25 protein-coding genes and 1 tRNA gene are annotated in these 25,244 nt (G+C 54.8%); 18 read left to right on the top strand and 8 right to left on the bottom strand.

The features are described from left to right. The first annotated feature begins 8 nt into the window (after positions 1 to 8). Both VI01_RS19660 and VI01_RS19655 read left to right on the top strand, forming a co-directional pair. Complete coding sequence (locus tag VI01_RS19660; RefSeq protein ID WP_045816359.1) at positions 9 to 1,070, top strand: hypothetical protein; 1,062 nt, start codon at positions 9 to 11, stop codon at positions 1,068 to 1,070. Positions 1,071 to 1,088: 18 nt separating this feature from the next. Next, positions 1,089 to 1,835: a hypothetical protein gene (locus VI01_RS19655; protein WP_045816358.1), complete on the top strand. Its 747-nt coding sequence runs from the start codon at positions 1,089 to 1,091 to the stop codon at positions 1,833 to 1,835. 335 nt (positions 1,836 to 2,170) lie between these two features. On the opposite strand, the gene VI01_RS19650 is transcribed toward VI01_RS19655, so the two are convergent. Both VI01_RS19650 and VI01_RS19645 read right to left on the bottom strand, forming a co-directional pair. Further along, positions 2,171 to 2,247, bottom strand: a tRNA-Arg gene (locus VI01_RS19650). A 180-nt stretch (positions 2,248 to 2,427) separates the two neighbouring features. Next, positions 2,428 to 2,931 carry a DUF1198 family protein gene (locus VI01_RS19645; RefSeq protein WP_045816375.1) on the bottom strand — a complete coding sequence of 168 codons (504 nt, stop codon included), beginning with the start codon at positions 2,929 to 2,931 and terminating at the stop codon, positions 2,428 to 2,430. Positions 2,932 to 3,107: 176 nt separating this feature from the next. Between VI01_RS19645 and folD the strand changes: the two genes are divergently transcribed. Together folD and ybcJ are read left to right on the top strand one after the other, a co-directional pair. Further along, on the top strand, positions 3,108 to 3,974 hold the full coding sequence (gene folD / locus VI01_RS19640; RefSeq protein WP_045816357.1) for a bifunctional methylenetetrahydrofolate dehydrogenase/methenyltetrahydrofolate cyclohydrolase FolD: 867 nt from the start codon (positions 3,108 to 3,110) through the stop codon (positions 3,972 to 3,974). Further along, positions 3,974 to 4,186, top strand: coding sequence for a ribosome-associated protein YbcJ (gene ybcJ, locus VI01_RS19635; protein ID WP_038648448.1), 213 nt, complete (start codon positions 3,974 to 3,976; stop codon positions 4,184 to 4,186). The genes folD and ybcJ overlap by 1 nt, the downstream gene beginning before the upstream one ends. Before the next feature lie 214 nt (positions 4,187 to 4,400). Here ybcJ and cysS read toward each other — a convergent pair whose 3' ends face one another. Continuing rightward, entirely contained in the window at positions 4,401 to 5,786 is a 1,386-nt protein-coding gene (gene cysS, locus VI01_RS19630; protein ID WP_045816356.1) for a cysteine--tRNA ligase, read from the bottom strand. A 218-nt stretch (positions 5,787 to 6,004) separates the two neighbouring features. On the opposite strand from cysS, the gene ppiB reads away from it, so the two are divergent. From ppiB to purK, 4 genes are all read left to right on the top strand, one after another. Then, on the top strand, positions 6,005 to 6,499 hold the full coding sequence (ppiB, locus tag VI01_RS19625) for a peptidylprolyl isomerase B (protein WP_034828227.1): 495 nt from the start codon (positions 6,005 to 6,007) through the stop codon (positions 6,497 to 6,499). Continuing rightward, a complete protein-coding gene (lpxH, locus tag VI01_RS19620; protein ID WP_045816355.1) occupies positions 6,499 to 7,215 on the top strand; it encodes a UDP-2,3-diacylglucosamine diphosphatase in 717 nt (238 codons plus the stop codon). The genes ppiB and lpxH overlap by 1 nt, the downstream gene beginning before the upstream one ends. Before the next feature lie 191 nt (positions 7,216 to 7,406). Next, complete coding sequence (gene purE / locus VI01_RS19615) at positions 7,407 to 7,916, top strand: 5-(carboxyamino)imidazole ribonucleotide mutase (protein ID WP_038648460.1); 510 nt, start codon at positions 7,407 to 7,409, stop codon at positions 7,914 to 7,916. Further along, positions 7,913 to 8,977, top strand: coding sequence for a 5-(carboxyamino)imidazole ribonucleotide synthase (gene purK / locus VI01_RS19610; RefSeq protein WP_045816354.1), 1,065 nt, complete (start codon positions 7,913 to 7,915; stop codon positions 8,975 to 8,977). The genes purE and purK overlap by 4 nt, the downstream gene beginning before the upstream one ends. 44 nt (positions 8,978 to 9,021) lie before the next feature. On the opposite strand, the gene ybbP is transcribed toward purK, so the two are convergent. Continuing rightward, positions 9,022 to 11,439, bottom strand: coding sequence for a putative ABC transporter permease subunit YbbP (gene ybbP, locus VI01_RS19605; protein ID WP_045816353.1), 2,418 nt, complete (start codon positions 11,437 to 11,439; stop codon positions 9,022 to 9,024). Then, positions 11,436 to 12,122, bottom strand: coding sequence for a putative ABC transporter ATP-binding protein YbbA (gene ybbA / locus VI01_RS19600; RefSeq protein ID WP_034828216.1), 687 nt, complete (start codon positions 12,120 to 12,122; stop codon positions 11,436 to 11,438). The genes ybbP and ybbA overlap by 4 nt, the downstream gene beginning before the upstream one ends. Between ybbA and tesA the strand changes: the two genes are divergently transcribed. From tesA to VI01_RS19575, 5 genes are all read left to right on the top strand, one after another. Beyond that, on the top strand, positions 12,090 to 12,716 hold the full coding sequence (tesA, locus tag VI01_RS19595) for a multifunctional acyl-CoA thioesterase I/protease I/lysophospholipase L1 (RefSeq protein WP_231638565.1): 627 nt from the start codon (positions 12,090 to 12,092) through the stop codon (positions 12,714 to 12,716). The two genes, ybbA and tesA, sit on opposite strands and share 33 nt — an antisense overlap. A gap of 31 nt (positions 12,717 to 12,747) precedes the next feature. After that, positions 12,748 to 13,521 (top strand): SDR family oxidoreductase, encoded by a 774-nt coding sequence (locus VI01_RS19590; protein WP_045816352.1) that lies wholly within the window; start codon positions 12,748 to 12,750, stop codon positions 13,519 to 13,521. A 79-nt stretch (positions 13,522 to 13,600) separates the two neighbouring features. Then, a complete protein-coding gene (locus tag VI01_RS19585) occupies positions 13,601 to 14,455 on the top strand; it encodes a co-chaperone YbbN (protein WP_045816351.1) in 855 nt (284 codons plus the stop codon). Between the two features lie 63 nt (positions 14,456 to 14,518). Next, positions 14,519 to 15,433, top strand: a complete 915-nt coding sequence (locus tag VI01_RS19580) for an SPFH domain-containing protein (RefSeq protein WP_034828210.1) — start codon at positions 14,519 to 14,521, stop codon at positions 15,431 to 15,433. Then, complete coding sequence (locus tag VI01_RS19575; protein WP_045816373.1) at positions 15,433 to 15,891, top strand: NfeD family protein; 459 nt, start codon at positions 15,433 to 15,435, stop codon at positions 15,889 to 15,891. Before VI01_RS19580 ends, VI01_RS19575 begins: the two co-directional genes overlap by 1 nt. On the opposite strand, the gene cueR is transcribed toward VI01_RS19575, so the two are convergent. Next, positions 15,867 to 16,283 carry a Cu(I)-responsive transcriptional regulator gene (cueR, locus tag VI01_RS19570; RefSeq protein WP_045816350.1) on the bottom strand — a complete coding sequence of 139 codons (417 nt, stop codon included), beginning with the start codon at positions 16,281 to 16,283 and terminating at the stop codon, positions 15,867 to 15,869. The genes VI01_RS19575 and cueR overlap by 25 nt on opposite strands. Positions 16,284 to 16,393: 110 nt before the next feature. Here cueR and copA point away from each other — a divergent pair, with 110 nt between their 5' ends. From copA to ybaK, 3 genes are all read left to right on the top strand, one after another. Then, positions 16,394 to 18,892 carry a copper-exporting P-type ATPase CopA gene (copA, locus tag VI01_RS19565; protein ID WP_045816349.1) on the top strand — a complete coding sequence of 833 codons (2,499 nt, stop codon included), beginning with the start codon at positions 16,394 to 16,396 and terminating at the stop codon, positions 18,890 to 18,892. Between the two features lie 71 nt (positions 18,893 to 18,963). Continuing rightward, positions 18,964 to 19,764: a TraB/GumN family protein gene (locus VI01_RS19560; RefSeq protein ID WP_045816348.1), complete on the top strand. Its 801-nt coding sequence runs from the start codon at positions 18,964 to 18,966 to the stop codon at positions 19,762 to 19,764. Between the two features lie 410 nt (positions 19,765 to 20,174). After that, positions 20,175 to 20,654 (top strand): Cys-tRNA(Pro)/Cys-tRNA(Cys) deacylase YbaK, encoded by a 480-nt coding sequence (gene ybaK / locus VI01_RS19555; protein ID WP_045816347.1) that lies wholly within the window; start codon positions 20,175 to 20,177, stop codon positions 20,652 to 20,654. Here ybaK and VI01_RS19550 read toward each other — a convergent pair. Continuing rightward, positions 20,651 to 21,520 (bottom strand): LysR family transcriptional regulator, encoded by an 870-nt coding sequence (locus tag VI01_RS19550; RefSeq protein ID WP_038648485.1) that lies wholly within the window; start codon positions 21,518 to 21,520, stop codon positions 20,651 to 20,653. The two genes, ybaK and VI01_RS19550, sit on opposite strands and share 4 nt — an antisense overlap. A gap of 90 nt (positions 21,521 to 21,610) precedes the next feature. On the opposite strand from VI01_RS19550, the gene VI01_RS19545 reads away from it, so the two are divergent. Continuing rightward, complete coding sequence (locus tag VI01_RS19545) at positions 21,611 to 22,042, top strand: multidrug/biocide efflux PACE transporter (protein WP_045816346.1); 432 nt, start codon at positions 21,611 to 21,613, stop codon at positions 22,040 to 22,042. A gap of 28 nt (positions 22,043 to 22,070) precedes the next feature. Here VI01_RS19545 and ushA read toward each other — a convergent pair whose 3' ends face one another. After that, the gene (gene ushA / locus VI01_RS19540; RefSeq protein WP_038648487.1) at positions 22,071 to 23,822 is read right to left on the bottom strand and encodes a bifunctional UDP-sugar hydrolase/5'-nucleotidase UshA; all 1,752 of its coding nucleotides are present in this window, start codon (positions 23,820 to 23,822) and stop codon (positions 22,071 to 22,073) included. Positions 23,823 to 23,985: 163 nt separating this feature from the next. Here ushA and VI01_RS19535 point away from each other — a divergent pair, with 163 nt between their 5' ends. Continuing rightward, positions 23,986 to 25,182, top strand: coding sequence for an MFS transporter (locus VI01_RS19535; RefSeq protein ID WP_045816345.1), 1,197 nt, complete (start codon positions 23,986 to 23,988; stop codon positions 25,180 to 25,182). The last annotated feature ends 62 nt before the right edge of the window (positions 25,183 to 25,244 follow it).

Below are 25,244 nucleotides of genomic sequence, written 5' to 3'. Positions count from 1 at the left end.
TGAAAATTATGTCTGAAAAATTCAATATTTTTTTCATTGATGATGAATTAAATTCATCTGATGATACTCAAGCAAATGTCCGAGTTGTACTAGTTAATCAATTGAATAAAGATGGTAGATTTAATATTATTCCTTATCATCCCGTGGATTTTATAAAGCAAACAAGTGATGACCAAATTAAAATCATGCCTGACTTGATAATAATTGATTATAAACTGAGTGGTGGCAGCAATACTAAAAGCGAACGTTATCATGGAACTGGTTACTCTATGACCAGCTATTGCAAAGAGCGTTTTTCTGATGTTCCTTGTTATTTGATTAGCCAACTAATTGATCATGATGTGTCAGTCAGTGAACATTACGATAAGAAATTATCTCATGGTTTTCTTACAAGACTATCCGGAAGAGATAATTTGGCAAGTGATTGCCTATCTTATAAATCTCTAAAAGACTTCATGTCTGAATTTAAAGGTCAGGAACTAATTACTAAAGTTTTAAAAGTTCCTCATGAAGAAATGACCAATTTGAAAGTTGCAACCCCTTCTGAATTTTGGAATGAGTTAAATTTCGAACAGCCTAAAAGCATAACAGATAGTGAGTCTATAATAATAAAATTTACTAAGTGGGTGAACTCTACTCTTTTAGTAAAAAGAGGACCTCTGATTAATTCCCTTGAACTCGCAACACTTTTAGGCGTTTCAGAGTCTTTTTTTAAAGAGGGGCTTATTAATGGTGAACCTTTAGAAAACTTATTCTCTGAAGAAAGATATACTGGGTTATTCTGCGAAAGTTTTCCACCCAAGTGGTGGGCTCAACAATCATACAATAAAATTATGGAAATTCTTGAATGGCAGGGTGGCGCAGAACCTTGGAAGGTTTTTCCTGCGAAGCTAAATATTCCAGAGGAGTATCAATCAGTTTGTCCTGTTTGCGGGAATAAATTCCCTGAAACTGTAGCTAAAGATAAAGAAAGAGGGGTAGATCATTGCTGTCACTGGATATGTTGCACCGCTGGTGAATTAATCGATGATGTTGTAGGGTTTGAGCCTCAACTTTATCTTGACGTCTAATAAGATGATGTAAATAAAATGAAAGATGATGACTTTTTCTACATACGGTATCGTAATAACTTACGAAAATGTTTAGATTATATTATCAACAATCCAAAACTAAGCCGTATAATTGATCCGAAAGTAATATCTCAACTAAAATTCAATAACAGTCAATTAGCTGTTAAGGCGGCGCTAAAGGAATTTAACATTTCTATTGGACCTTTTGAGATTAACGCAAATGAGCTAATGAATTGTAAACACTTTCCAGAAGCTCACCTTTCAATAGGTGGAGAAATACAATTCAACAGTAATGGTGACTTTTTTCAAGCTATCTCTTTATGTGTCATTTCAAAACCCAATTGTGATGTAACAGCTGAGAATGGGTTTTCATTATGTAAGATGGATAATGGGAAAAGTTATATAGTTCGACGCTTTCATTTTGATATTGATGCGAAACAAATTAACGGTGATCGTCCTGTATTCCATCTTCAATATGGTGGAAATATTCATGACAAACAAAAATCAAGTCACCAATATGAGTTAATTAGTAGCATAGATCTGCCAAGAATACCTACAATGCCATTAGACTTGATACAGGCTTTAAATTTAATATTCAGCCAAATTAAAACTCAAATAATGAGCGTTTTTAAAGATCCACGATGGAGAAGTATAGTTATCGAAAATGATAAGATCTGGGATGATATTTATTTTTCAGCAATACTAAAAAGAGATGAGAAACAGACATTATACGAAAGACTTTGCTCACATAATGTTTTCAGTTAAGTTAATAATTTTTGGCTTATCTGTATAATTTTACAGATAAGCACTTACGATTTCACTTCACAAACATCAATTAATTATACAATTCCTTCATAAATGAGATATCTTAAAGGTGTTTTTATTATCATACTGATAACGGCCTGGTAATATCAACGAGATCTATCTAAATTTTAAAATCAAGTATAGTAATCACATATTAAAAATAAATTTGAGAAAAACAATATTTTAATTTAGTTTGCTATTTTTCATTCTACTAAATATATTTTTTTATTTTAAGAAGAATAAAAAAAGCTGATAATTTGAAAAATGAGACTCCGAACGGCATCTCATTACGAATTTGGTACGCCCTACAGGATTCGAACCTGTGACCTACGGCTTAGAAGGCCGGTGCTCTATCCAGCTGAGCTAAGGGCGCATAGTGGTTGCGTCGGATTATACGTTTGCACGCTCTCGCGTCAACGTTTTTGCCGCCCTGCGGCTCCAGAGTGTTGAATCATTGAACAATTCGTCCTGAAGACCGAGCAGTGCGCCCCATGTCTCGCGCCATCCGCCTTCGATACCCATGCCTATGCCGTGCCCAATAATCCCCTCCGCCTCAATGCCGCTTACGCCACTCGCTCATCGACACCAAATTACTCACCTCACCAGATTCCCCTTCCAGCTCGATCCCCTGCTGCGTAAACCGCGTATTATACTGCTCCCGCAACGCATGCAGTTCCGCACTCTCCGGCTCCAGCTGCCGCAGAAATCCCAACGCTAACAACAGTTGCTGCCGCGAGATCAGCCCTGAAAACCCAGCCTTAGTCAAAATCCCGTGCCAGCGCACTGCGTTCTCGTCGCTGCCATCGACAATCAACACCTGCCAGATCAGCATCACCGCTGCGCCGTTGCCCAGATGGGTTTCATTATCGCCCGCGATGTAATCGGTGAACTCTTTCGCCGCGTCCTTACCCATCAGCGACAGCATCGATTCGATGTGTACTGGCGGCAATTGCAGCCTTTTACTCAACCCTTGCGCAGCATGACGCGAACCGGCCGTCAGTAGTTGAAACCCTACAACAAACACCACCGCCAGCGTGGCGAGTATTAACCAAATCATCACGGCATCCACATAATTTCCTGAGGGACATAATACGCGCTAAGGCGGTCTCACGTCACTGCGGAAAGTCGTGAAACGCACGGGCGAAATGAATCTCTACCTGACAGCCGGACGCGCTTCTGACAGAATAGGCGCCAATCCCCGATTTAACTTTCTACAGATGGATTTCCTCTCTGATGGCAGCAAAAATTATTGACGGTAAAACGATTGCGCAGCAGGTGCGCCTTGAGGTTGCCGAAAAAGTACAGCAGCGTCTGGCAGCCGGTAAACGTGCACCAGGTTTGGCAGTGGTGCTGGTGGGTGAGAACCCCGCTTCGCAGATCTATGTCGCCAGCAAACGTCGCGCCTGTGATGAAGTGGGCTTTATCTCTCGCTCTTACGATCTGCCTGCGACCACCAGCGAAGCCGAACTGCTGGAACTGATCGATACGCTGAACAATGACAGCGAAATCGACGGCATTCTGGTTCAGCTGCCGCTGCCAGCCGGCATCGATAATGTCAAAGTACTGGAACGTATCGTGCCGGACAAAGATGTCGATGGCTTCCATCCGTACAACATTGGTCGTCTGTGCCAGCGTGCGCCGAAGCTGCGTCCTTGTACGCCGCGCGGCATCGTCACGCTGCTGGAGCGCTACAATATCGATACCTACGGCCTGAACGCCGTGGTGGTTGGCGCATCCAATATCGTCGGTCGTCCGATGAGCATGGAGCTGCTGCTGGCGGGCTGCACCACCACCGTCACGCACCGTTTCACCAAAGATCTGCGTCATTACGTTGAGCACGCCGATCTGCTGGTTGTGGCGGTCGGTAAACCGGGCTTTATTCCCGGTGACTGGATCAAGCCTGGCGCCGTGGTGATTGATGTTGGCATCAATCGTCTGGAGAGCGGTAAAGTGGTGGGCGATGTGGATTTCGCGAGCGCGTCTGAGCGTGCGTCTTATATCACCCCGGTTCCCGGTGGCGTCGGTCCGATGACCGTTGCGACTCTGATTCAAAATACATTAGTCGCGTGCGAAGAGTATCACGACGTGGAGGAGGCATAATGGCCAGTTTTTCTTTGGGCGAACATGCTCACGTTGATTTGTGTGACCTGCTGAAACTTGAAGGTTGGGTGCAGAGCGGTGCGCAGGCAAAAGTCGCCATCGCAGATGGCGAAGTGCGCGTTGATGGCGCAGTCGAAACGCGTAAGCGCTGCAAGATTGTGGCAGGCCAGAACGTTGAGTTTGCCGGTTTTAAAATTACTGTTGTAGCTTAAGCGTTCAGGCAATTAAAAAGGGGCGAACTGCGGTTCGCCCCTTTTTTATTCTGCGGCCGGTAAGTCCAGGTACGCATAAATGCATACCCTACAACTGCGGGCTGAAATTCCGGTACGCGTAAATACGTACCCTACAATTTTCGGCCAGAGTGCCGATGAAAGCGCACCCTTCAATCTGCCTATTCGGGTGCCAATAAACGCACACCCGATGCGATTACTTACGACGCCAGCTCGAACCCTGCGGACCATCTTCCACAATCACGCCCAGCTCATTCAGCTTGTCACGCGCAACATCCGCCTGCGCCCAATCTTTTGCGGCACGCGCATCAGAACGCGCTTTGACCCAATGCTCAATTTTCGCCACTTCGTCATCATTCACCTGCGCGCTGCTCTGCAGGAACTGCTCTGGATCCTGTTGCAGGATGCCAAGCACGTTCGCCAGCTGACGCAGTTTCGCGGCCAAAGCATCAGAGGCGGCTTTGTCTTCGGTTTTAAGGCGATTCACTTCACGCGCCATGTCGAAGAACACTGAGTAGGCTTCCGGCGTGTTGAAGTCGTCATCCATCGCGGTACGGAAGCGCGCTTCAAACTCTTCGCCGCCTGCTGGCGTAGCGCTGGCATCGGTGTGACGCAGTGCGGTATAGAGGCGCTCCAGCGCCGCACGTGCCTGATTGAGGTTATCTTCGCCGTAGTTAAGCTGGCTGCGATAGTGGCCCGACATCAGGAAGTAACGCACGGTTTCCGCATCGTAATGCGCCAGTACGTCACGCACGGTGAAGAAGTTGCCGAGTGATTTCGACATCTTCTCGCGGTCGATCATCACCATACCGGAGTGCATCCAGTAATTGACGTAATCGCCGTCGTGCGCACAGGTTGACTGCGCCACTTCGTTTTCGTGGTGCGGGAACATCAGATCCGATCCGCCGCCGTGGATGTCAAAGTGGGTGCCCAGCTGTTTGCAGTTCATCGCGGAACACTCGATGTGCCAACCTGGACGACCGTTGCCCCACGGCGAATTCCATGCTGGTTCATTCGGCTTGGACATTTTCCACAACACGAAGTCCATCGGGTTGCGTTTTATTTCGGTGATTTCAACACGCGCACCCGCCTGCAGCTGAGTCAGATCCTGACGCGACAGCACGCCATACCCTTTATCACTCAGTACATCGAACATCACATCGCCGTTATCCGCCACATAAGCGTGTTTACGTTCGATTAAACGCTCAACCAGTTCGATGATTTCAGGGATATGGCGCGTGGCACGCGGCTCCAGATCCGGCGGCAGAATGCCCAGCGCGTCAAAATCTTTGTGCATCTCAGCGATCATACGGTTGGTCAGCGTTTCAATGCTCTCACCGTTCTCGTTGGCGCGTTTGATGATCTTGTCTTCAATATCGGTAATGTTACGCACATATTTGAGCTGATAGCCCACATAGCGCAGATAACGTGACACCACATCAAATGCAACGAAGGTACGCCCGTGACCGATATGACAAAGGTCATAAACCGTAATTCCACAGACGTACATGCCGATCTGACCAGCGTGGATCGGTTTAAATTCCTCTTTCTGACGGCTCAGGGTGTTATAGATCTTCAGCATTGAACGATTCCGTTATTAACGTTTGCGGGATACGCCTTTCCAGCGTAGCTGGGTATTGTGCCGTATTTTTCTCAGTTGTGCATCGCTCGCTTACCTTCTGTGGCTGCCTTACTGACGAGCCATCGGAATTTGTGATATAAGAGGCGTCTACAAAAATGCCCCGCCGCTTTGCAGGCGCGGCAGTTGATACTGACGACACCCGTAACAGGACGAATATAATGGTCACTTTCCAGACGAACCATGGCGACATCGTAATCAAAACCTTCGATGACAAAGCGCCGGCTACCGTGAAAAACTTCCTGGACTACTGCCGTGAAGGTTTCTACGACAACACCATCTTCCACCGTGTTATCAACGGTTTCATGATCCAGGGCGGCGGTTTTGAGCCAGGCATGAAGCAGAAAGACACCAAAGAAGACATTCGTAACGAAGCCAACAACGGTCTGAAAAACACCAAAGGTACGCTGGCGATGGCCCGTACTCAGGCGCCACACTCCGCGACTGCACAGTTCTTCATCAACGTAGCAGACAACGACTTCCTGAACTTCCGTGACGAAAGCCTGCAGGGCTGGGGTTACTGCGTGTTCGCTGAAGTGGTTGAAGGCATGGACGTGGTTGAGAAAATCAAAGCGGTGAAAACTGGCCGCAGCGGCATGCATCAGGACGTTCCGGTTGACGACGTTGTCATCCAGAAAGTGACTGTTAGCGAGTAATGTCGCGCACGCTGTTTATCGCAGATTTGCATCTGTGCACAGAAGAACCGGCAATTACTGCCGGTTTTCTGCATTTTTTGCAGGGTGAAGCGCGCGATTGCGATGCGCTTTACATCCTCGGCGATCTGTTTGAAGCCTGGATTGGCGATGACGATCCCAATCCGCTACATCGCGAAATCGCCGCAGCACTGAAAGCCCTGCCGATCCCCACATTCTTCATCCATGGCAATCGAGACTTCCTGCTCGGCAAACGTTTTGCGCGCGAAAGTGGCATGACGCTGCTGCCGGAAGAGCAAGTGCTGAACCTTTACGGCCATCGCGTGCTGATTATGCATGGCGATACCTTGTGTACGGACGATGAAGGCTATCAACGCTTCCGCGCCAAAGTGCATCAGCGCTGGCTGCAACGTCTGTTCCTTGCCCTGCCGCTGCGCATCCGCATGCGCATTGCCGCACGTATGCGCGCCGACAGCAAGCAAGCCAATCAGCACAAGTCGATGAGCATCATGGATGTCAATCAGCAAGCCGTGATCGATACGATGACGCGCCAGCAAGTGCGGATTCTGATTCACGGGCATACTCACCGTCCGGCGGTGCATGAGCTAGTCGTGCAAGATGAAAGCGCCCAGCGCGTGGTGCTCGGAGCCTGGCATGAAAATGGCTCAATGATTCAGGTTGATGCCGATGGCGTGCAGCTGATCGAATTCCCGTTTTAACATCGAATCCTGAAATAGTCGGGCGCATTAGTGCTCGACACTCAGCGGGATGAAGTTTCCTCTTCTCGCATCATTGCCCGTTTTCCGGCCACGCAACCGTTTTCCTTGCTCCCTTCTCATGCTATTCTCTGTGCCCTTCTTTACCTGCCCGCCCGGCCAGGTTCGTTTGACTATTCACAGGAGTTGACCGCATGTCATCCAACGCCACCCCGGCTCGTATCGCCATCGTCATGGGTTCTAAAAGTGACTGGGCTACCATGCAGTTCGCCGAGGAAATTCTTAACAGCCTGGATGTTCCGTTCCACGTTGAAGTGGTCTCTGCTCACCGTACGCCAGACAAACTGTTCAGCTTTGCCGAAACCGCCGCAGATAACGGTTTCCACGTGATCATTGCCGGAGCGGGCGGTGCTGCGCATCTGCCGGGCATGATTGCCGCCAAAACCCTGGTGCCGGTGCTGGGCGTGCCAGTACAAAGCGCCGCGCTGAGCGGTGTGGATAGCCTCTACTCCATCGTACAGATGCCGCGCGGCATTCCTGTCGGCACATTAGCGATCGGTAAAGCCGGTGCGGCTAACGCGGCGCTGCTGGCAGCACAGATTCTGGCGGTGCACGACAAAGAACTGGCGGCGCGTCTTGCCACCTGGCGTCAAACCCAGACTGACGAAGTGCTGAACAACCCAGATCCACGGGTGGACGCATGAAACCGGTTTGCGTACTTGGAAACGGTCAGTTAGGCCGTATGCTGCGCCAGGCGGGTGAACCGCTGGGCATCGCGGTGTATCCAGTGGGTCTGGATGCCGAACCTACTGCCCTGCCGATCGCCGAAAGCGTGATCACCGCAGAGATCGAGCGTTGGCCGGAAACTGCGTTAACGCGTGAGCTGGCGTTGCATCCGGCATTTGTGAACCGCGATATCTTCCCGCGCCTCGCCGATCGCCTGACGCAGAAACAATTGCTCGATCAGCTGAACCTGGCAACCGCACCCTGGCAGCTGCTGGCAGCTAAAGCTGAGTGGCCGCAGGTGTTCAGCTCGCTGGGTGAGCTGGCGATTGTGAAACGTCGCACCGGCGGTTATGACGGTCGTGGTCAATGGCGTTTACGCGCTAACGAGACCGATTCGTTGCCGGATGAGTGCTACGGCGAATGCATCGTTGAGCAGGGCATCAACTTCAGCGGTGAAGTGTCGCTGGTTGGTGCACGTGGTCAGGATGGCACCACGGTGTTTTACCCGCTGACGCACAACCTGCATCAGGACGGCATTCTGCGCGCCAGCGTCGCCTTCCCGCAGGCCGATGCCGCGCAACAGCAGCAGGCGGAAGCGATGCTCAGCGCGATCATGCATGAGCTGAAATATGTCGGTGTGATGGCGATGGAGTGTTTTATCACGCCAGAAGGCCTGCTGATCAACGAACTGGCCCCACGCGTGCACAACAGCGTTCACTGGACGCAGAACGGCGCGTCGATCAGCCAGTTTGAGCTGCATCTGCGTGCGGTGCTGGGTCTGGCGCTGCCGAAGCCGGTGGTGTTTGCGCCGTCGGTGATGGTGAACCTGATTGGCACCGACGTGAATGTCGACTGGCTGCAACAGCCGCTGGTGCATCTGCACTGGTACGACAAAGAAGTGCGTCCGGGCCGTAAGGTTGGGCACTTAAACCTCACCGACAGCGATCAGGCACGCCTTGCGGCGGCGCTTAACGCGCTGGTGCCGCTGCTGCCGGAAGAGTACGCCAGTGGAATTGCCTGGGCGGTTGAGAAGCTGTAAATGAAAAAGGCCGCGCAAGCGGCCTTAAATTTATGTGCAGATGATTAAGCTGCTTCAAACCGCCTGAACAGCGCTTTGCCTTTCAGCAGTCGCACGCCCAGCCAGCCGCCGCACAGCGACAACAGCAGCGCGCCGCAAATCGGTAATGCCATCCACAGCGTCCAGTCGGGTTCCCACGGAAAATCGAAGATCTTGCGCTGTAAGCCCCACAGCGCCGCTTCTGCGCCCAGTGCCGCCGCTATCCCTGACACCACGCCAAGCAACGCAAACTCACACCATAGCGTGCCACGCAACAGGCGTTTACTCGCGCCCAGCGTGCGATACACCACCAGCTCCTGACGACGCTGACGCATGCCTACCTGAATCTGCGCCAACAGCAGCAACACACCACATACGGTCACCAATACCACCATGATCTCCAACGCCTGACTGACCTGCGCCAGCACCAGACCGATCTGCTTCAGCATGCTGCCAACATCCAGCAAGCTCAGCGTCGGGAAGGCGCGATTGAGTTGCGCCAGCAGCGCCGGATTGCTGTCCATACGGAAGCTGGTCAGCCAGGTTTGCGGCTGTTGATCCAGTGCGCCCGGCGGGAAGATAAAGAAGAAGTTCGGCCGCAGGCTCTCCCAGTCCACTTTGCGCAGGCTGGTGACTTTGGCGCTGAACTGCTGGGTATCGCCGCTAAAGGTCAGTGTATCGCCGAGCTTCAGGCCAAGACGATCCGCCAGCTCCACTTCCATCGACACTTCACCCGCTTTCGGCGGCCAGCTTCCGGCCAGCAGCGGATTGTGATCCGGTCGATCCGCCTGCCATGTCAGATTGAGTTCGCGGTTTAGCGCGTTATCCATCTTCGGATCGGCTTCTTTGCCGTTCAGTTCGGTCAGACGCGCACGCACAATCGGATAGTAGGATTCCGGTTTAACCTGATGCTGATTGAGGAAGTCGCGCACCTGCGGCACCTGTTCCTGCGTCATGTTAAGCAGGAAGTAGTTCGGCGCATCCGGCGGCAACTGCTGCTGCCAGCGATCCAATAGATCGCCGCGCATCACCAGCAGTAATGCCAGCAACATAAAGGAGAGCGAAAATGCCGCCAGCTGGCTCAGCGTCATCACTGGCTGTCTTAGCAGACGATTGATTGCCAGACGCATCGCCAGATTGCGCACCACCAGCTTACGCAGCAGCAACAGCGTGCCCCAGCCGAGCAGTGACAACAGCAGCGCCAGCATCACCACGCCCGCCAACAGCGCCCACAGCATTTTGCTACCGCCCATCAATAACGCCAGCAGACCAACCACCACCAGCGCCATGGCGGGCAGATAAAACCGCAGCGGCCAGACATTGGCTACCGCATCGCGCCGGAGCACGCGCAACGGCTGAGTCGCCATCAGCAGGCGATACGGGCGTAATCCCACCAGCAGCGAAATCACAAACATCGCACCAATCGCCCATAGCCACGGCCAGAAACTGGCGGCAGGCAAGGCGGCGGGCAGCACCGGTTTGAGCATCGCCAGCAGGATGATCTCAATCCCCTGCCCCAGCATGCTGCCCGCTATCGCCGCCAGCAGCAGCACCGCCAGCCACTGGCCGATGATCAGCCGTTGTAGGGCTTTGCGCGTGGCGCCCAGCGTTTTCAGCACTGCCACTAAATCGTAGCGGCTGCGGCAGTAATGGCTCATTGCTACCGCCACGGCCGCAATCGCCAGCATCAGCGTCAGTAGTGCCGATAACAGGAGGAATTGCTGCGCACGCTGCATCGATCGGCCCAGCGCATCTTCCGAGTTCTCGACGCTGATCCAGCGCTCACCGGCTTTTAACTGCGGCTGGATCCAGCTGTCATAACGCGCCAGCGGAGCCGGATCGCCAGAGAATTTGTAGCGCCAGCTGAGCCGGCTGCCAGGCTGGATGGCACCGGTTTTATCAACATCCGCGAGGTTCATCAGCAGGCGTGGCGCCGTCTGGAACGGATTGAAGCCACCATCCGGCTCCTGAATCACCTCACCCGCGATGCGCAGCGTGGTATCACCCACATCGACGTTGTCGCCGACTTTTAGATTAAGCAGCGCCAGCAAGCGCGGCGCGGCCAGCACCGTGCCCGCCTGCGGTTTTAATCCCGGCGGATCGGTCTGCAGGGTGCCGAACATCGGATAGGCATCGTCCACCGCTTTCACATCCGCTAACTGCGGCGTCTGATCGGCGAAGGTCATGGTCATAAAGCTGAGCTGACGACTGACGGAGAGCCCTTCATCACGCGCTTTATTCAGCCAGGCTTCCGGCGCGGGCGCGCTGCTGCGCAGAGTACGATCGCCCGCCATAAAATCACGGCTCTGCTGGCTCAGCCCTTTCTCCATGCGATCGCTGATCGAGCCCAGCGCCAGCACGCAGGCCACCGCCAATGTCAGCGCCAGCCAGACAATTAATAGTGAGGGCGAACGCCATTCACGCCAGAACCAGCGCCAAATCATGTCTCCTCCCACAGCTTGCCGTCGCGCAGGCGCAGTCGACGATCGCAGCGCGCCGCCAGTTGCTCATCGTGCGTCACCAGAATCAGCGTGGTGGCGAAATCGCGGTTGAGGGAGAAAAGCAGGTCGGCGATGCGATCGCCGGTTTTGCGATCCAGGTTGCCGGTGGGTTCATCGGCGAACAGTAAACCAGGACGGCCGCTAAACGCGCGCGCCAGCGCCACACGCTGCTGCTCGCCACCGGAAAGCTGCGCAGGCAGATGATGCAGACGATCTTTCAGGCCAAGTTGCGTTAAGAGATCCACCGCCTGGGCGCGGCTGTCGCGATCGCTGTCACCGCGCAGCAAGGCAGGCAGCTGGACGTTTTCCAGCGCGTTGAGCGTCGGCACCAGCATAAAGGACTGGAACACAAAGCCCACTTCCCGTGCGCGCAACGCGGCACGTTGCTCTTCGTTCATGTTATGCAGCGGCTGGCCGAGCAGATTGACCTCGCCGCTGCTGCCATCGTCCAGCCCGGCCAGAATGCCCAGCAATGTGGATTTGCCGGAACCCGATTCGCCAATCAGCGCGATGGTCTCAGCTGGTTTGACAACCAGCTCAACTCCGGTAAGGATGGTCAGCTGATGCTCTCCCTGACCGACGGACTTAGTAAGATGATGAACTGCAACAATGTTTTCCGCTGGCATTATCCCTTCCTGTTTTTATTGCTTCTGCTGGTGTCCCGCATCGCCGCCGCCGATACCTTGCTGGTATTGGGTGACAGCCTGAGCGCCGGGTACCGCATGTCCGCCACCGCGGCATGGCCCAGCCTGCTCAATAAAACCTGGCAACAGCAGCCCCAGATTATTAACGCCAGCATCAGCGGAGATACCGCAGGACAAGGGCTGGCGCGTTTGCCTGGCCTATTAAAACAGCATCAACCCCGTTGGGTGTTAATCGAATTGGGCGGTAACGATGGCTTGCGCGGCTTCCCGCCTGCCAATATCGCGCAGGACCTGAGTAAAGTGATCGACGAAGTCAAAGCCGCCAAAGCGCAGCCGCTGCTGATGCAAATTCGTTTACCTGCTAATTATGGACGTCGTTATACGGAGGCGTTTAGCGCGATTTATCCGCAGCTGGCACAGCAGTACAACATTCCTCTGGTGCCCTTCTTTATGGAGCAGGTCTATCTGAAGCCGGAATGGATGCAGCAGGACGGTATTCACCCCAATCCGGATGCACAGCCGTTTATTGCCAACCTGATGGCTAACGAACTGGCTCCGCTAGTAAAGCAGAATTAATGCCGGCGTGTGATTTTAAACAGGTAAAGAAATGCAAAAAACAATCGTAATCACCGGCTGCTCCAGCGGTATTGGCTTAGCAGCCGCCAACGATCTGCAATCTCGCGGCTATCGCGTGATTGCTGCCTGCCGTCGAGCGGACGATGTGGCGCGCATGGAAGCCCTGGGCTTTATTGGCGTCCAGCTCGACCTTGATGATGCAGCCAGCGTGGATGCCGCCGCTGAGCGCATACTGGCATTGTGCGAGCATCGTCTGCACGGCTTGTTTAACAACGGCGGCTTTGGTCAATATGGCCCACTGAGCAGCGTGTCGCGCGCGCAGCTGGAAAAACAGTTCTCCACGAACCTCTTCGGCACCCACCAACTGACAATGCGTTTGCTGCCTGCGCTGCAAGCCAGCGGTAATGGGCGTATTATTAATACCAGCTCGGTGCTGGGGCTGATCTCCACGCCCGGACGCGGCGCCTACGCCGCCAGTAAATGGGCACTGGAAGCCTGGAGCGATGCACTGCGCATGGAAGTGCGCGATAGCGGTGTGCGCGTGAGTTTGATCGAGCCCGGGCCAATTGCCACGCGTTTCACCGACAATGTGCATCAGGGCGAGCAGGATAAACCGGTGCGTAATCCGGGCATTGCCGCACGTTTCACCCTGCCACCGGAAGCCATCTTGCCCAAATTGCGCCACGCGCTGGAAAGCAAACACCCGCGCCTGCGTTATCCGGTGACGCTGGTTGCATGGGTGATGAGCCTGCTGAAACGCCTGTTACCCGGTTGGATGCTGGATCGCATCTTGCGCAGCAACTAAGCTGCAAGCCAGATTTGAACTTGAACACGGGCAGCTTGCCCCCATATTCTCAACACACTTTCTGCAAAGAGACGTATTCATGTCACACGCTTTGATTATCGACATCAACGAATCCAACCTGCACCAGACGCTGGAACAATCCACGCAGATGCCGGTGCTGTTCTACTTCTGGTCCGATCGCAGCCAACACTGTCAGGAGCTGACGCCGGTGCTGGAGCGTCTGGCACAGGAGTATGCGGGTCAGTTCATTTTGGCCAAACTGGATTGCGATAAAGAGCAGATGGTGGCATCGCAGTTTGGTCTGCGCTCCATTCCAACCGTGTATCTGTTCCAGAATGGACAGCCGGTAGATGGCTTCCAGGGCCCGCAGCCGGAAGAGGCGATCCGTGCACTGCTGCAAAAAGTGCTGCCGCGTGAAGAAGAGATTAAAACCCATCAGGCAATGCAGCTGATGGAAGAAGGTAAACCGCTGGATGCACTGCCGCTGCTGAAAGATGCCTGGCAGTTGAGCAACCAAAACAGTGAAATTGGCTTCCTGCTGGCAGAAGTGTTGATTACGCTGAACCGCAGCGATGAAGCCGAAGCGGTGCTGGCAGTGGTACCCTTACAGGATCAGGATACCCGCTATCAGAGCCTGGTTTCGCAAATTGAACTGCTAAAGCAAGCTGCGGATACCCCAGAGATCCAGCAATTGCAGGAACAGCTGGCCAGTGAGCCCGCGAATGCGGAGCTGGCTGCTAAACTTGCTTTACAGCTGCATCAGGTGGGCCGCAACGAAGAATCACTGGATCTGTTGTTCAGCTTCCTGAAGAGCGATCTCAGTGCGGGTGAAGGTCAGGTGCGCAAAATGTTCCAGGAAATTTTGGCTGCGCTCGGCACAGGCGATGCACTCGCTACGCGCTATCGTCGCCAGATGTATTCGCTGCTGTACTGATCGGTACCGCACGTGCAACGGGCCGAACGACTCGGCCCGACAATCTGACAACCAGGAGGTTATATGTTGACTGTGATTCCCGTCATTATCGTGCTTGCGCTCGTTACCGTGTGGGCCGGTGTAAAAATCGTGCCACAAGGCTATCAGTGGACGGTAGAACGTTTTGGCCGTTACACTAAAACCCTGCCACCCGGCCTGAGTTTGATCGTCCCGTTTATGGATCGTATTGGTCGCAAGATCAATATGATGGAACAAGTCCTCGATATTCCCTCGCAAGAAATCATTTCCAAAGATAACGCTAACGTCACCATTGATGCCGTGTGCTTTATTCAGGTGGTTGATCCTGCGCGCGCAGCCTATGAAGTCAGCAATCTTGAGCTGTCGATCCTCAATCTGACCATGACGAATATCCGTACTGTCCTCGGTAGCATGGAATTGGATGAGATGCTGTCGCAGCGCGATAACATCAATACCCGCTTGCTGCACATCGTCGATGAAGCCACCAATCCGTGGGGCGTGAAGATCACCCGTATCGAAATCCGTGACGTGCGTCCGCCGCAGGAACTGATCGCCGCGATGAACGCGCAGATGAAGGCCGAGCGTACCAAGCGTGCCGACATTCTTACCGCAGAAGGCGTACGCCAGGCGGCGATTTTACGCGCCGAGGGGGACAAGCAGTCGCAGATTCTGAAAGCCGAAGGTGAACGAACTTCCGCCTTCCTGCAAGCCGAAGCGCGTGAACGTCAGGCGCAGGCTGAAGCCAACGCCACGCGTGCCGTATCGGAGGCGATTGCGGCAGGCGACATTCAGGCGGTGAACTACTTTGTGGCGCAGAAATATACCGATGCGCTACAAAAGATCGGTGAATCTCATAACAGCAAAGTGGTGATGATGCCGCTAGATGCCAGCAGTTTGCTGGGTTCCATTGCCGGGATTGGTGAATTGCTGAAGGAGAGCCGTCAGGAGCGTAAACCGTGATTCTGATGGAACTGATAGCCCATCCGCACTGGTTCTGGCTGACGCTGGGCGGCCTGCTGCTGGCGGCTGAAATGCTGGGTACCAGCGGTTATCTGCTGTGGAGTGGATTAGCGGCGGTGCTGGTCGGCCTGATCGAATGGCTGTTCCCGTTCTCGTGGACGCATCAGGGCATTTTGTTCGCGGTGCTGACGTTGCTGTGCGTCTACTTCTGGTATCGCTGGATGCGCTACCGTGAGGTTTCCCAGCAGCCAAACACTTTGAATCAACGCGGATCGCAGATGATCGGGATGCACCTGACCCTGGATACCACGCTCAGAGAAGGTTTAGGTCATGTGCGCATTGGCGACAGCAGCTGGCGCGTGCAGGCTAAAGAAGATTTGCCTGCCGGAACACCCGTGATCGTCACCGGTGTGGTGGGTATCACGCTGCTGATTCAGCCTCGCTTTCCTTCACCCTGATGGCAGCAGCCCGCCAGATGATTGATGATCGGACATTCAGCACTGTCATCGCCGGGGCAGGCTTCAGCAAGTTCCAGCAATCGCGCGCGCATCGCATGCAATTCTTCGATGTGCGCAGCGATTTCATCCGCTTTCTGCAAGGTGCGCGCTTTGACATCCGCGCTGTGGCGAGCGGGATCGTTGAACAGGGTCACCAGCTCGCGGCACTCGTCCAGGGTAAAGCCAACCTGACGCGCCTGACGCAGTAGATTCAGCTCATCAATATGATGCGCGGCATAGCTGCGATAACCATTGTGACTGCGCAACGGCGGCGTCACCACGCCCTTCTCTTCATAAAAACGGATCGCCTTGCTGGTTAGCCCGGTTTTTTTTGCCACATCGCTGATGTTCATCTTTTGTCTTCACCTCATGACCGCTTGACCTTCCCCTGAATGGAAGGTTTAGGCTCTATAACTAATGCAAAGTTTGCAGACAGTCAAACCTCTCGTTTAAGGAGTTTAAGATGTCACACACACAATTACTGGCGCTGGACGGTTTGTCCTGTGGCCACTGCGTCAAACGGGTCAAAGAAGCGCTGGAGCAGCGCGACGATGTGGAACAAGCGGACGTCACGCAGCAGGAAGCGCGCGTTACCGGTGCGGCCAGCGCCAGCGATCTGATTGCAACCGTTGAACAAGCCGGCTATCACGCGGCGGTGAAAGACAGCCCAAAGCCTGAGCCGTTGACAGCAACAGAGCCGCCGCCGGAGGCGCTGACAACGGAGTCGCAACCGGCAGAAGAAAACCTTCCTGTTCACCATTTGCTGATCAGCGGCATGAGCTGTGCCAGCTGCGTGAGCCGTGTGGAACAGGCACTGCAAAACGTGCCCGGCGTGAGTCAGGCACGCGTCAACCTGGGTGAGCGTAGCGCGCTGGTATTGGGCAATGCGTCTGCCGAAGCGCTGATGAGTGCCGTGGATCAAGCGGGCTACGCCGCTGAAGCTATCGACGATGAACAAACCCGACGCGAACGCCAGCAAAGCAGCGCACAGCAGGCGATGCGCCGCTTTAGCTGGCAGGCGGCATTGGCGCTGTTGCTCGGCGTGCCCATGATGATCTGGGGCATGCTCGGCGACAATATGATGCTGAGTGACGCCAACCAAACGTTATGGCGCACACTCGGCATTATCACCTTGCTGGTGATGGTGATCGCCGGCGGTCATTTCTATCGCAGTGCGTGGCGCAGCTTACGTCACGGCACCGCCAGCATGGATACGCTGGTAGCCCTCGGCACTGGCGCCGCATGGATCTACTCGATAAGCGTGGCGCTGTGGCCAGAATTTTTCCCGATGCAGGCGCGACATCTCTATTTTGAAGCCAGCGTGATGATCGTCGGTTTGATTAACCTCGGCCATGCGCTGGAACAGCGAGCACGCCAGCGGGCATCCAAAGCCCTGGAACGCCTGTTGGATCTCACCCCTGCTCAGGCGCGTGTGATCGGTGAACAGGGCGAAACGCTGATGCCGTTGAGCGAGGTCCAGCCCGGCATGCTGCTGAAGCTGGTCACCGGCGATCGCGTGCCGGTGGATGGCGAAGTCGACAGCGGCGAAGCCTGGTTTGATGAAGCGATGTTGACCGGTGAAGCAGTACCGCAGGCGAAACAGCCGGGCGACAAAGTCTATGCCGGCACGCTGGTGCAGGATGGCACGTTGCGCTTCGTGGCACGTGCCACCGGCAGCCACACCACGCTGGCTCGCATCATCAATCTGGTGCGCCAGGCGCAGAGCAGCAAACCGGACATTGGCCGACTGGCCGATCGCATCTCAGCGGTGTTTGTGCCGGTGGTGGTGGCGATTGCGCTGCTGGCCGGTCTGGTGTGGTATCTGGTCGGCCCGCAGCCGCAGCTCGCCTACACGCTGGTGATCGTCACGACGGTGTTGATTATCGCCTGTCCTTGCGCACTGGGGCTGGCGACGCCGATGTCGGTGATTGCCGGGGTGGGTCGCGCGGCAGAACTGGGCGTGCTGGTGCGTGATGCTGACGCGCTGCAGCGTGCCAGCGAAGTCGATACCATCGTGTTTGATAAAACCGGCACGCTGACGCGCGGCACGCCTCAGGTGAGCGATGTGCTGGTGTATGGCGACTGGAATCGCCAGCAGGTGCTGAGCGCTGCGGCGCAGCTTGAACAAGGTTCGAACCATCCGCTGGCGAAAGCGATTCTGGCGGCAGCACCCGATCTCAGCGATGAGCCGACTAAGCAATTTCGTACAATACGCGGCAAAGGCGTGAGCGCTAAAGTCGCGGGCAGAACGCTGCTGCTCGGCAATCAGGCACTGCTGGATGAACAACAGATTGATTACCGCGCCGCACAAGAAGATATCGACCGTTTCGCCGCGCAAGGCACGACGCCGGTGCTGCTGGCCGATCAGCGTCAGTTGCTCGGCCTGATCGCCTTGCGTGACAGCCTGCGCCCGGAAAGCGCGGAGGCGTTACAGCGCCTGCACCAGTTGGGCTATCGGTTAATCATGTTGACCGGCGATCACCAGAAAACCGCGCAGGTAATCGCTGCCGAAGCCGGCATTGATGAAGTGATTGCGGGCGTGCTGCCCGAAGGCAAAGCGCAGGCGATCGCGCAGTTGCAGCAGCAGGGGCGTAAAGTGGTGATGGTCGGTGATGGCATCAATGATGCCCCGGCGCTGGCGCAGGCCGATGTCGGCATTGCGATGGGTGGCGGCAGCGATGTGGCCGTCGAAACCGCCGCCATGACGTTGATGCGCAACGATCTGCACTGTGTTGCCGATGCGCTGGCGATGGCAGGCGCGACACTGCGTAATATGCGTCAGAACTTGCTCGGGGCTTTTGTGTATAACAGCCTGGGGATTCCGATTGCGGCGGGCGTGCTCTACCCGTTCACCGGCTTGCTACTTAGCCCGATCGTGGCGGGCGCGGCGATGGCGCTGTCTTCGATTACCGTGGTGAGTAACGCGAATCGTTTGTTGCGCTTTAAGCCAGCAAAACGCTAATCGCCCTCTCTGCCCTGTTTTTCGCTGACTGAAATCGCTAGCATGGATTTTTGACTTCAAAAGGACAGGGCATGAGACGCAGTCTGTGGCACAGCTTCCAGCAGATGGCCGCCAGCCTCTTACCGGCGCGATATACCTGGCCGGCAATGGATATCAAATTGGGCGATCGACGCCTGCATCTGGCGGGCAGTATTCATATGGGCACGCGCGATATGCAGCCGTTGCCAGCGGGCCTGTTACGCCAGTTGAGTCGCGCCGATGCGCTGATTGTCGAGGCGGATATCACTCAGGGCGCATCCCCCTTCACCCATGACGATGCCTGTCCGCCGCTGGCGATGCGTCTGGACGCAGAGGTGTTGCAGCGGCTGGATGTTCTGTGCGATGAGCTTTCGCTTTCCATGGCGGTGTTCGATACGTTGCCGTTCTGGCAAATCGCTTTGATGATGCAGGCGCAACAGGCGCAGCGTCTGGGGCTGCGACCGCAATATGGCATTGATTACCAGCTGCTGATGGCGGCGAAATCGGCCAATAAGCGCATCATTGAACTGGAAGGCCCGGAAACCCAGATCGCGCTGCTGAAATCGCTACCGCAGGAGGGCTTATCGCTGTTACTGGATACGCTGGAGCATTGGCACACCAACGCCCGCCTGCTGCAAACCATGATCAGCTGGTGGTTGGATGCACCGCCCACGCAACAACCGGTGGCCCTGCCGACCACCTTTAGCAGCGATCTCAATGACACGCTGATGCGCAATCGTAATCAGCACTGGCGCGAGTTATTGCAGGCGCTGCCGAAAGGCCGTTATGTGGTGGCTGTGGGTGCACTGCATCTGTATGGCGAGGATAACCTGCCAGGGTTGTTGAAGTCGTAACAAGTGCAGTCACCGCAAGACCTTATGCATCCTCAAGTCCTGAAAGTTATCAGGTCGATGACCTGCGTATGTCTGATTGCGCAGAAATGTGCCTTGGTGGATGCGCGGCGGAGGGTTGGCTCTGCGGATGAGCAGTGAGCTATGAGCAGTGAGCAGTGAGCAGTGAGCAGTGAGCAGTGAGCAGTGAGCAGTGAGCAGTGAGCAGTGAGCAGTGAGCAGTGAGCAGTGAGCAGTGAATTGCAGGCAAAAAAGAAGGCCAATATCGCTATCGGCCCGTCAAAGAGGAATTTGTTTATGATTTTGGTTATCACCAGCATTGCTGGCGCGGGCCAATTTTCGCGCAAAGTTCAGAATTTCGCCAGTATTATTCACCAAAACTGAAATAAGAATTTTCGTAGCAAGGACAGAACATGACACCCGCCGTAAAACTGCTGGAAAAACAAAAGGTCGCTTTTACCCTTCATCCTTATGAGCATGACAGCCACGAAACCAATTTTGGTGATGAAGCGGTTCGTAAGCTCAATCTCGATGCACGTCAGGTGTTCAAAACCCTGCTAGTGGCGCTCAACGGCGATGCCAAAGCGCTGGCGGTAGCCGTGACACCGGTCTCCTCGCAGCTCGATTTGAAAAAAGTGGCAAAGGCGCTGGGCGCGAAAAAAGCGGATATGGCCGATCCACAACTGGCACAGCGCGTGACCGGCTATCTGGTGGGTGGCATCAGCCCGTTAGGGCAGAAAAAACGCCTGCCAACGGTGATCGATCAGCAGGCCGCAGAATTTGCCACCATCTTTGTCTCCGGTGGCAAGCGCGGGCTGGATATAGAACTGGCGGCGCAGGACCTGGCACGACTGCTGGATGCCACACTGGCCGACGTAGCACGCCGTGATTAATCCGGCTGCTGGGCGCAGAGTTGATCGATCATCCAGCGCCCGGCAGGACCCGGTGGATTGCGTCGCGACCAGATCACATCCACCGCAATGCGCTGTGGCCAGCCTGGCACCGGCAACTCTTTCAACACCTGATGACCAAACTGCTCCACCAGCCAGCGCGGTAACACGCTCCAGCCAAAGCCCTGCTCCGCCATTTCCAGCAGCAATAAATAAGATGGCGCCGACCAAACGCGCCCGGCGGGCAGCGGTTCGCGGTTTTGCACCCAGGTATTAAGCCGTAAATGACGCAATTCACCGAGTTGTGCTTCACTCACCTGTTTTGACTGCGCCAGCACATGATCCTGATGCAGATAGATCGCCATTTCCGCACCCACCTGTAAACGCGCCACCGCTAAATCCGGCGGCAGCTGCGGCTGCGCACGCACCACGCCGAGATGCACGCGACCGGCCTGCAGCAGGTCCAGCGCGTCCGCGTCCTCAGCAATCATGCATTCAAATTCAATATCCGGATAACGTGCTTCAAAGCGGTTGAGCAGATTTTCATGGTGATCGGCCTGCCAGAAATCGGAAATCGCCAGACTGAGTCGCGGTTCCACGCCCTGTGACAACCGCACCGCCAGCTCATCCAACCGCTGGCTGGCCGCCAGAATCTGCTGCACCTGCGCCAGGGCGCGCTGTCCTTGCTCGGTGAGTACCGGCTGGCGACCGCTGCGATCGAACAGGGTGAAACCGAGATCATCTTCCAGATTAGCCACGGCGCTGCTAATGGTGGACTGGCTTTTGGCCAGCGCACGCGCCGCCGCAGAAAACGAGCCGCTGGCGACAGTCTGGACAAAGGCCTCAAGGGATTCTGGGGAGTATTTCATGGTGAACCATCGCTTTTATCGATAGGTAATCATTTTATCTTAGCATTTCGCGGTGAGAAAATATGTCGCGTTACCCAAAAGGAGGTTTATATGCGTACCCGTTCGCTGAAAGAACGTTTTTATCATGCTGCAGGATTTGAAGTGCTGGCGATTCTCACTGTGGCTCCGCTGGCTGCCTGGATTATGGAAAAGCCGCTGTTTCAGATGGGCGCGCTGGCGATTATGCTGTCAACGGTCGCCATGCTGTGGAACATGATCTATAACACCGGTTTTGATCGCATCTGGCCGCCGCAGAAAACACGCGGCCTCGGTCTGCGTGCCATCCACGCGCTGGGCTTTGAAGGGGGCTTTATCGTTATCGGTTTGCCGATTGCCGCCTGGATGCTGAAGATCACGCTGCTGGAAGCCTTTATGCTGGAAGTGGCGTTCTTCCTGTTCTTCCTGCCCTATACCATGGCCTATAACTGGATGTGGGATAAATTGCGTCAGCGCTGGCTGACGCAAAAATCCTGCCAGGCATAAAACAACGGCGCCCTATCGGGCGCCGTTTTCAATTGTGCAGTGCGCGCGGCCAAATCCACGCCAGAATGGCTTGTGGGTAGCTCCGCTTCCTGGGTTTTTCCTGCGCTTTGTCGCGCTCCTGCACCTGTGCTTCCGTTAAATGCACGATACCGGTTGGCGCATAGTCGGCGATTTTCAGCGGTGAGTGTGCGGTGACATAAGCACGCAGCACATCCGCATCACGCTGGCCGGTATTGCTAAAGCCGGCATGCGCCTCGATGTTGGGATAACCATCGCCCCCGCTGGCATTAAAGCTGTTAGTCGCCATGCGATAGGTTTTGTCCTTTTGCAGCGGCTCGCCATTGATCTTCACCTCACTCACCGCTTTGCCATCCGCCACCAGACTGATATTGCTGAACTGCGCGAAACCACCGGAGTTGGTTTTGATATTGGCAACCGTGGCAAGATACTTCAGCAATTCGTCTCCGGTCAGCGTGACTGACACCACCTGATTACCAAACGGCTGCACCTGCAACAAATCGCGCCAACTCAGCTTGCCTGCGGCCAGCGAAGTGCGAATGCCACCGCCACTGATCACCGCGAAATCCGCTTTAGTCGCTGCCATTTGCGCGCGCAGAATCAGCTGCCCAAGATTGGTTTGTTCAAAGCGCACCTTATCGCGCTCACCGACGAACACGCCATCACTGCTGCCAACCGTGACGTCGAGTTTCTTTGCCGCGCGCAGTTGATACGGCGTCAGTAGTTTCATCATCGCGCTGTTAGGTGGGATCTCTTCCTGCCACGTGAGCCAGGAGACGCTGCCATCCAGATTTTTCACTTCATGCTTGAGATTAACCGGGATCAGCTGATAGCTGTCCAGCGTCAATTCGCCATTGCGGAAGGTGAAATCGCCGCGCCCGACATATTTGCCCCACTCTTTCGCCTGCATGATCCACACGCCATTTTGGCGATCGGGCTGGCAAGGCTGGCCGGGCTGATAATCTTTCACACTGACGTTATCTTTTTCCATGCACACCGCATCCTGCGAGTGGCCGCCGATGATCACATTGATAGTGCCCGGCGGCAGGCTGCGCGCCAGTTCCACATCACCCGGCGCGTTGCTGCCGTGCTGTCCATCGTCGTAATGGCCCATGTGCGTCAGCGCCACGATCACATCGGGTTTCTCGCTGGCACGCAGTTCCGCCACCGCTTTTTCTGTCTCTTTCACCGGATCGCGGATGTCGATATTAGCGATATTTTCCGGATTGGAAATTTTCAGGGTATCGGTGGTGGTCAGACCGATCACTGCGATCTTCAGCCCCATGCGATTAAAGATCGCCCACGGCTTAAACAGACGCTGGTCGGTACCCTTTTGATAGATATTGGCAGAGAGGAAGGGAAATTTGGCCCACTTCTGTTGCTGTTGCAGCACGCTGAGCGGCTTATCGAATTCGTGATTGCCGAGCGCCATGGCATCGTAGCCGATGAGGTTCATGCCGCGAATATCGGGTTCGGCATTGAGCAGATCCGATTCCGGCACGCCGGTATTCACGTCTCCGGCGGAAAGGATCAAGGCACCGCCGCCTTTGGCCTGCACATCATAACGCTGTTTATCCATCAGCGTTTTCTGCGCCGCCAGACCGTATTCGCCCTGCGCATTAGTCCAGTAGCGACCGTGATGATCGTTGGTGTGCAGGATACTGAATCGATAACTGCGATCCGTCTGCCATGCCTGCGCCAACATCGGCAGCAACAGCATGATCAGCGCCAGCCAGCGCCCTCTCCGCGGGAATAACAACAAAGCCGATCTCCTTATTCTGCGTCTTTCCACTTTGCCGTGGACTTAATGTGCTTTATCACCCTTCTGTGTCGCACAGATGGCACTTTAACTCAAGACAAAAGGCTTATAGAGTCATGCGGGTAGTAACAAATTGATAACGATAACCGCACTCTTCAGGATTTTTATGGCAAGTGACATCGCAACCCCGGCACGCGCACCGGGACGGACCGCTTTTGGCATTTTAGGTGCCATCAGCCTCGCGCATCTGCTCAACGATATGCTGCAATCGCTGCTGCTGGCGATCTACCCGATGCTGCAAAAAGATTTTAGCCTTAACTTCGTCCAGATAGGTCTGATAACGCTGACCTTTCAGGTTACCGCTTCGCTGCTGCAACCAATCATCGGTCATTACACCGACAAATACCCAAAACCCTGGTCGTTGCCGGTCGGGATGGGCTTTACACTGTGTGGTCTGGTGCTGCTGACGTTCTCCAGCACCTATCCGCAGGTGCTGCTCGCTGCCGCGCTGGTGGGCAGCGGTTCCTCGGTGTTTCATCCGGAATCTTCGCGCGTGGCGCGTATGGCCTCCGGTGGACGTCATGGTTTGGCTCAATCACTGTTCCAGGTGGGCGGTAACTTTGGTAGCGCGCTAGGCCCGCTGTTGGCAGCGATGATCGTTGCCCCTTACGGCAAAGGGCATCTTGCCTGGTTCGTGCTGGCGGCATTGCTCGGCATTATCGTGCTGCTGCAGGTCAGCCGCTGGTATAGCCACCAGCAGCGCGCCAGTAAGGCAAAGGCAACGATTGCGCCGGTTAACCCGCTGCCGCGTAAGAAAGTGGCACTGGCGATCAGCATTTTGCTGCTGCTGATCTTCTCTAAATACTTCTATCTCACCAGCCTGAGCAGTTACTACACCTTCTATTTAATCCAGAAATTCGGACTTTCTGTTCAGGCCTCGCAATTCCATCTGTTTGCCTTCCTCGGCGCGGTGGCTGCGGGCACCATCATTGGCGGGCCGATTGGCGATAAAATCGGCCGTAAATACGTGATTTGGGTATCGATTCTTGGCGTTGCGCCCTTCACCTTGCTGTTGCCGCACGCCAACTTAATGTGGACCAGCGTGTTGAGCGTGATCATCGGCTTGATTCTCGCCTCGGCGTTTTCTGCCATTTTGGTGTATGCGCAGGAGCTGATGCCAGGGCGTATTGGTATGGTTTCCGGGCTATTTTTCGGTTTTGCCTTTGGTATGGGTGGGCTCGGTGCCGCCGTGTTGGGCGTAGTGGCAGACCACACCAGCATCGAGTGGGTATATCAAATCTGTGCCTGGCTACCTTTGATCGGCCTATTGACCGCTTTCCTGCCTGATAACCGTCACGCCTAAGCCGCTTTAGGGGGGCAACGCTTTTTCCTCGCCCCCCTACATTCTGCGGAAAACCTGCCGAT

Source organism: Pantoea sp. SM3 (genome assembly GCF_000963995.1).
GTDB lineage: Bacteria > Pseudomonadota > Gammaproteobacteria > Enterobacterales > Enterobacteriaceae > Pantoea > Pantoea rwandensis_B.
This window is presented reverse-complemented; position numbering and strand designations above follow the sequence as displayed.

Bases quoted from the DNA above. Each gene is read 5' to 3' on its own strand.
- VI01_RS19660 (WP_045816359.1), top strand. From the start codon at position 9: ATGTCTGAAAAATTCAATATTTTTTTCATTGATGATGAATTAAATTCA.
- VI01_RS19655 (WP_045816358.1), top strand. From the start codon at position 1,089: ATGAAAGATGATGACTTTTTCTACATACGGTATCGTAATAACTTACGA.
- VI01_RS19645 (WP_045816375.1), bottom strand. From the start codon at position 2,931: ATGATTTGGTTAATACTCGCCACGCTGGCGGTGGTGTTTGTTGTAGGG.
- folD (WP_045816357.1), top strand. From the start codon at position 3,108: ATGGCAGCAAAAATTATTGACGGTAAAACGATTGCGCAGCAGGTGCGC.
- ybcJ (WP_038648448.1), top strand. From the start codon at position 3,974: ATGGCCAGTTTTTCTTTGGGCGAACATGCTCACGTTGATTTGTGTGAC.
- cysS (WP_045816356.1), bottom strand. From the start codon at position 5,786: ATGCTGAAGATCTATAACACCCTGAGCCGTCAGAAAGAGGAATTTAAA.
- ppiB (WP_034828227.1), top strand. From the start codon at position 6,005: ATGGTCACTTTCCAGACGAACCATGGCGACATCGTAATCAAAACCTTC.
- lpxH (WP_045816355.1), top strand. From the start codon at position 6,499: ATGTCGCGCACGCTGTTTATCGCAGATTTGCATCTGTGCACAGAAGAA.
- purE (WP_038648460.1), top strand. From the start codon at position 7,407: ATGTCATCCAACGCCACCCCGGCTCGTATCGCCATCGTCATGGGTTCT.
- purK (WP_045816354.1), top strand. From the start codon at position 7,913: ATGAAACCGGTTTGCGTACTTGGAAACGGTCAGTTAGGCCGTATGCTG.
- ybbP (WP_045816353.1), bottom strand. From the start codon at position 11,439: ATGATTTGGCGCTGGTTCTGGCGTGAATGGCGTTCGCCCTCACTATTA.
- tesA (WP_231638565.1), top strand. From the start codon at position 12,090: ATGATGAACTGCAACAATGTTTTCCGCTGGCATTATCCCTTCCTGTTT.
- ybbA (WP_034828216.1), bottom strand. From the start codon at position 12,122: ATGCCAGCGGAAAACATTGTTGCAGTTCATCATCTTACTAAGTCCGTC.
- VI01_RS19590 (WP_045816352.1), top strand. From the start codon at position 12,748: ATGCAAAAAACAATCGTAATCACCGGCTGCTCCAGCGGTATTGGCTTA.
- VI01_RS19585 (WP_045816351.1), top strand. From the start codon at position 13,601: ATGTCACACGCTTTGATTATCGACATCAACGAATCCAACCTGCACCAG.
- VI01_RS19580 (WP_034828210.1), top strand. From the start codon at position 14,519: ATGTTGACTGTGATTCCCGTCATTATCGTGCTTGCGCTCGTTACCGTG.
- cueR (WP_045816350.1), bottom strand. From the start codon at position 16,283: ATGAACATCAGCGATGTGGCAAAAAAAACCGGGCTAACCAGCAAGGCG.
- copA (WP_045816349.1), top strand. From the start codon at position 16,394: ATGTCACACACACAATTACTGGCGCTGGACGGTTTGTCCTGTGGCCAC.
- VI01_RS19560 (WP_045816348.1), top strand. From the start codon at position 18,964: ATGAGACGCAGTCTGTGGCACAGCTTCCAGCAGATGGCCGCCAGCCTC.
- ybaK (WP_045816347.1), top strand. From the start codon at position 20,175: ATGACACCCGCCGTAAAACTGCTGGAAAAACAAAAGGTCGCTTTTACC.
- VI01_RS19550 (WP_038648485.1), bottom strand. From the start codon at position 21,520: ATGAAATACTCCCCAGAATCCCTTGAGGCCTTTGTCCAGACTGTCGCC.
- VI01_RS19545 (WP_045816346.1), top strand. From the start codon at position 21,611: ATGCGTACCCGTTCGCTGAAAGAACGTTTTTATCATGCTGCAGGATTT.
- VI01_RS19535 (WP_045816345.1), top strand. From the start codon at position 23,986: ATGGCAAGTGACATCGCAACCCCGGCACGCGCACCGGGACGGACCGCT.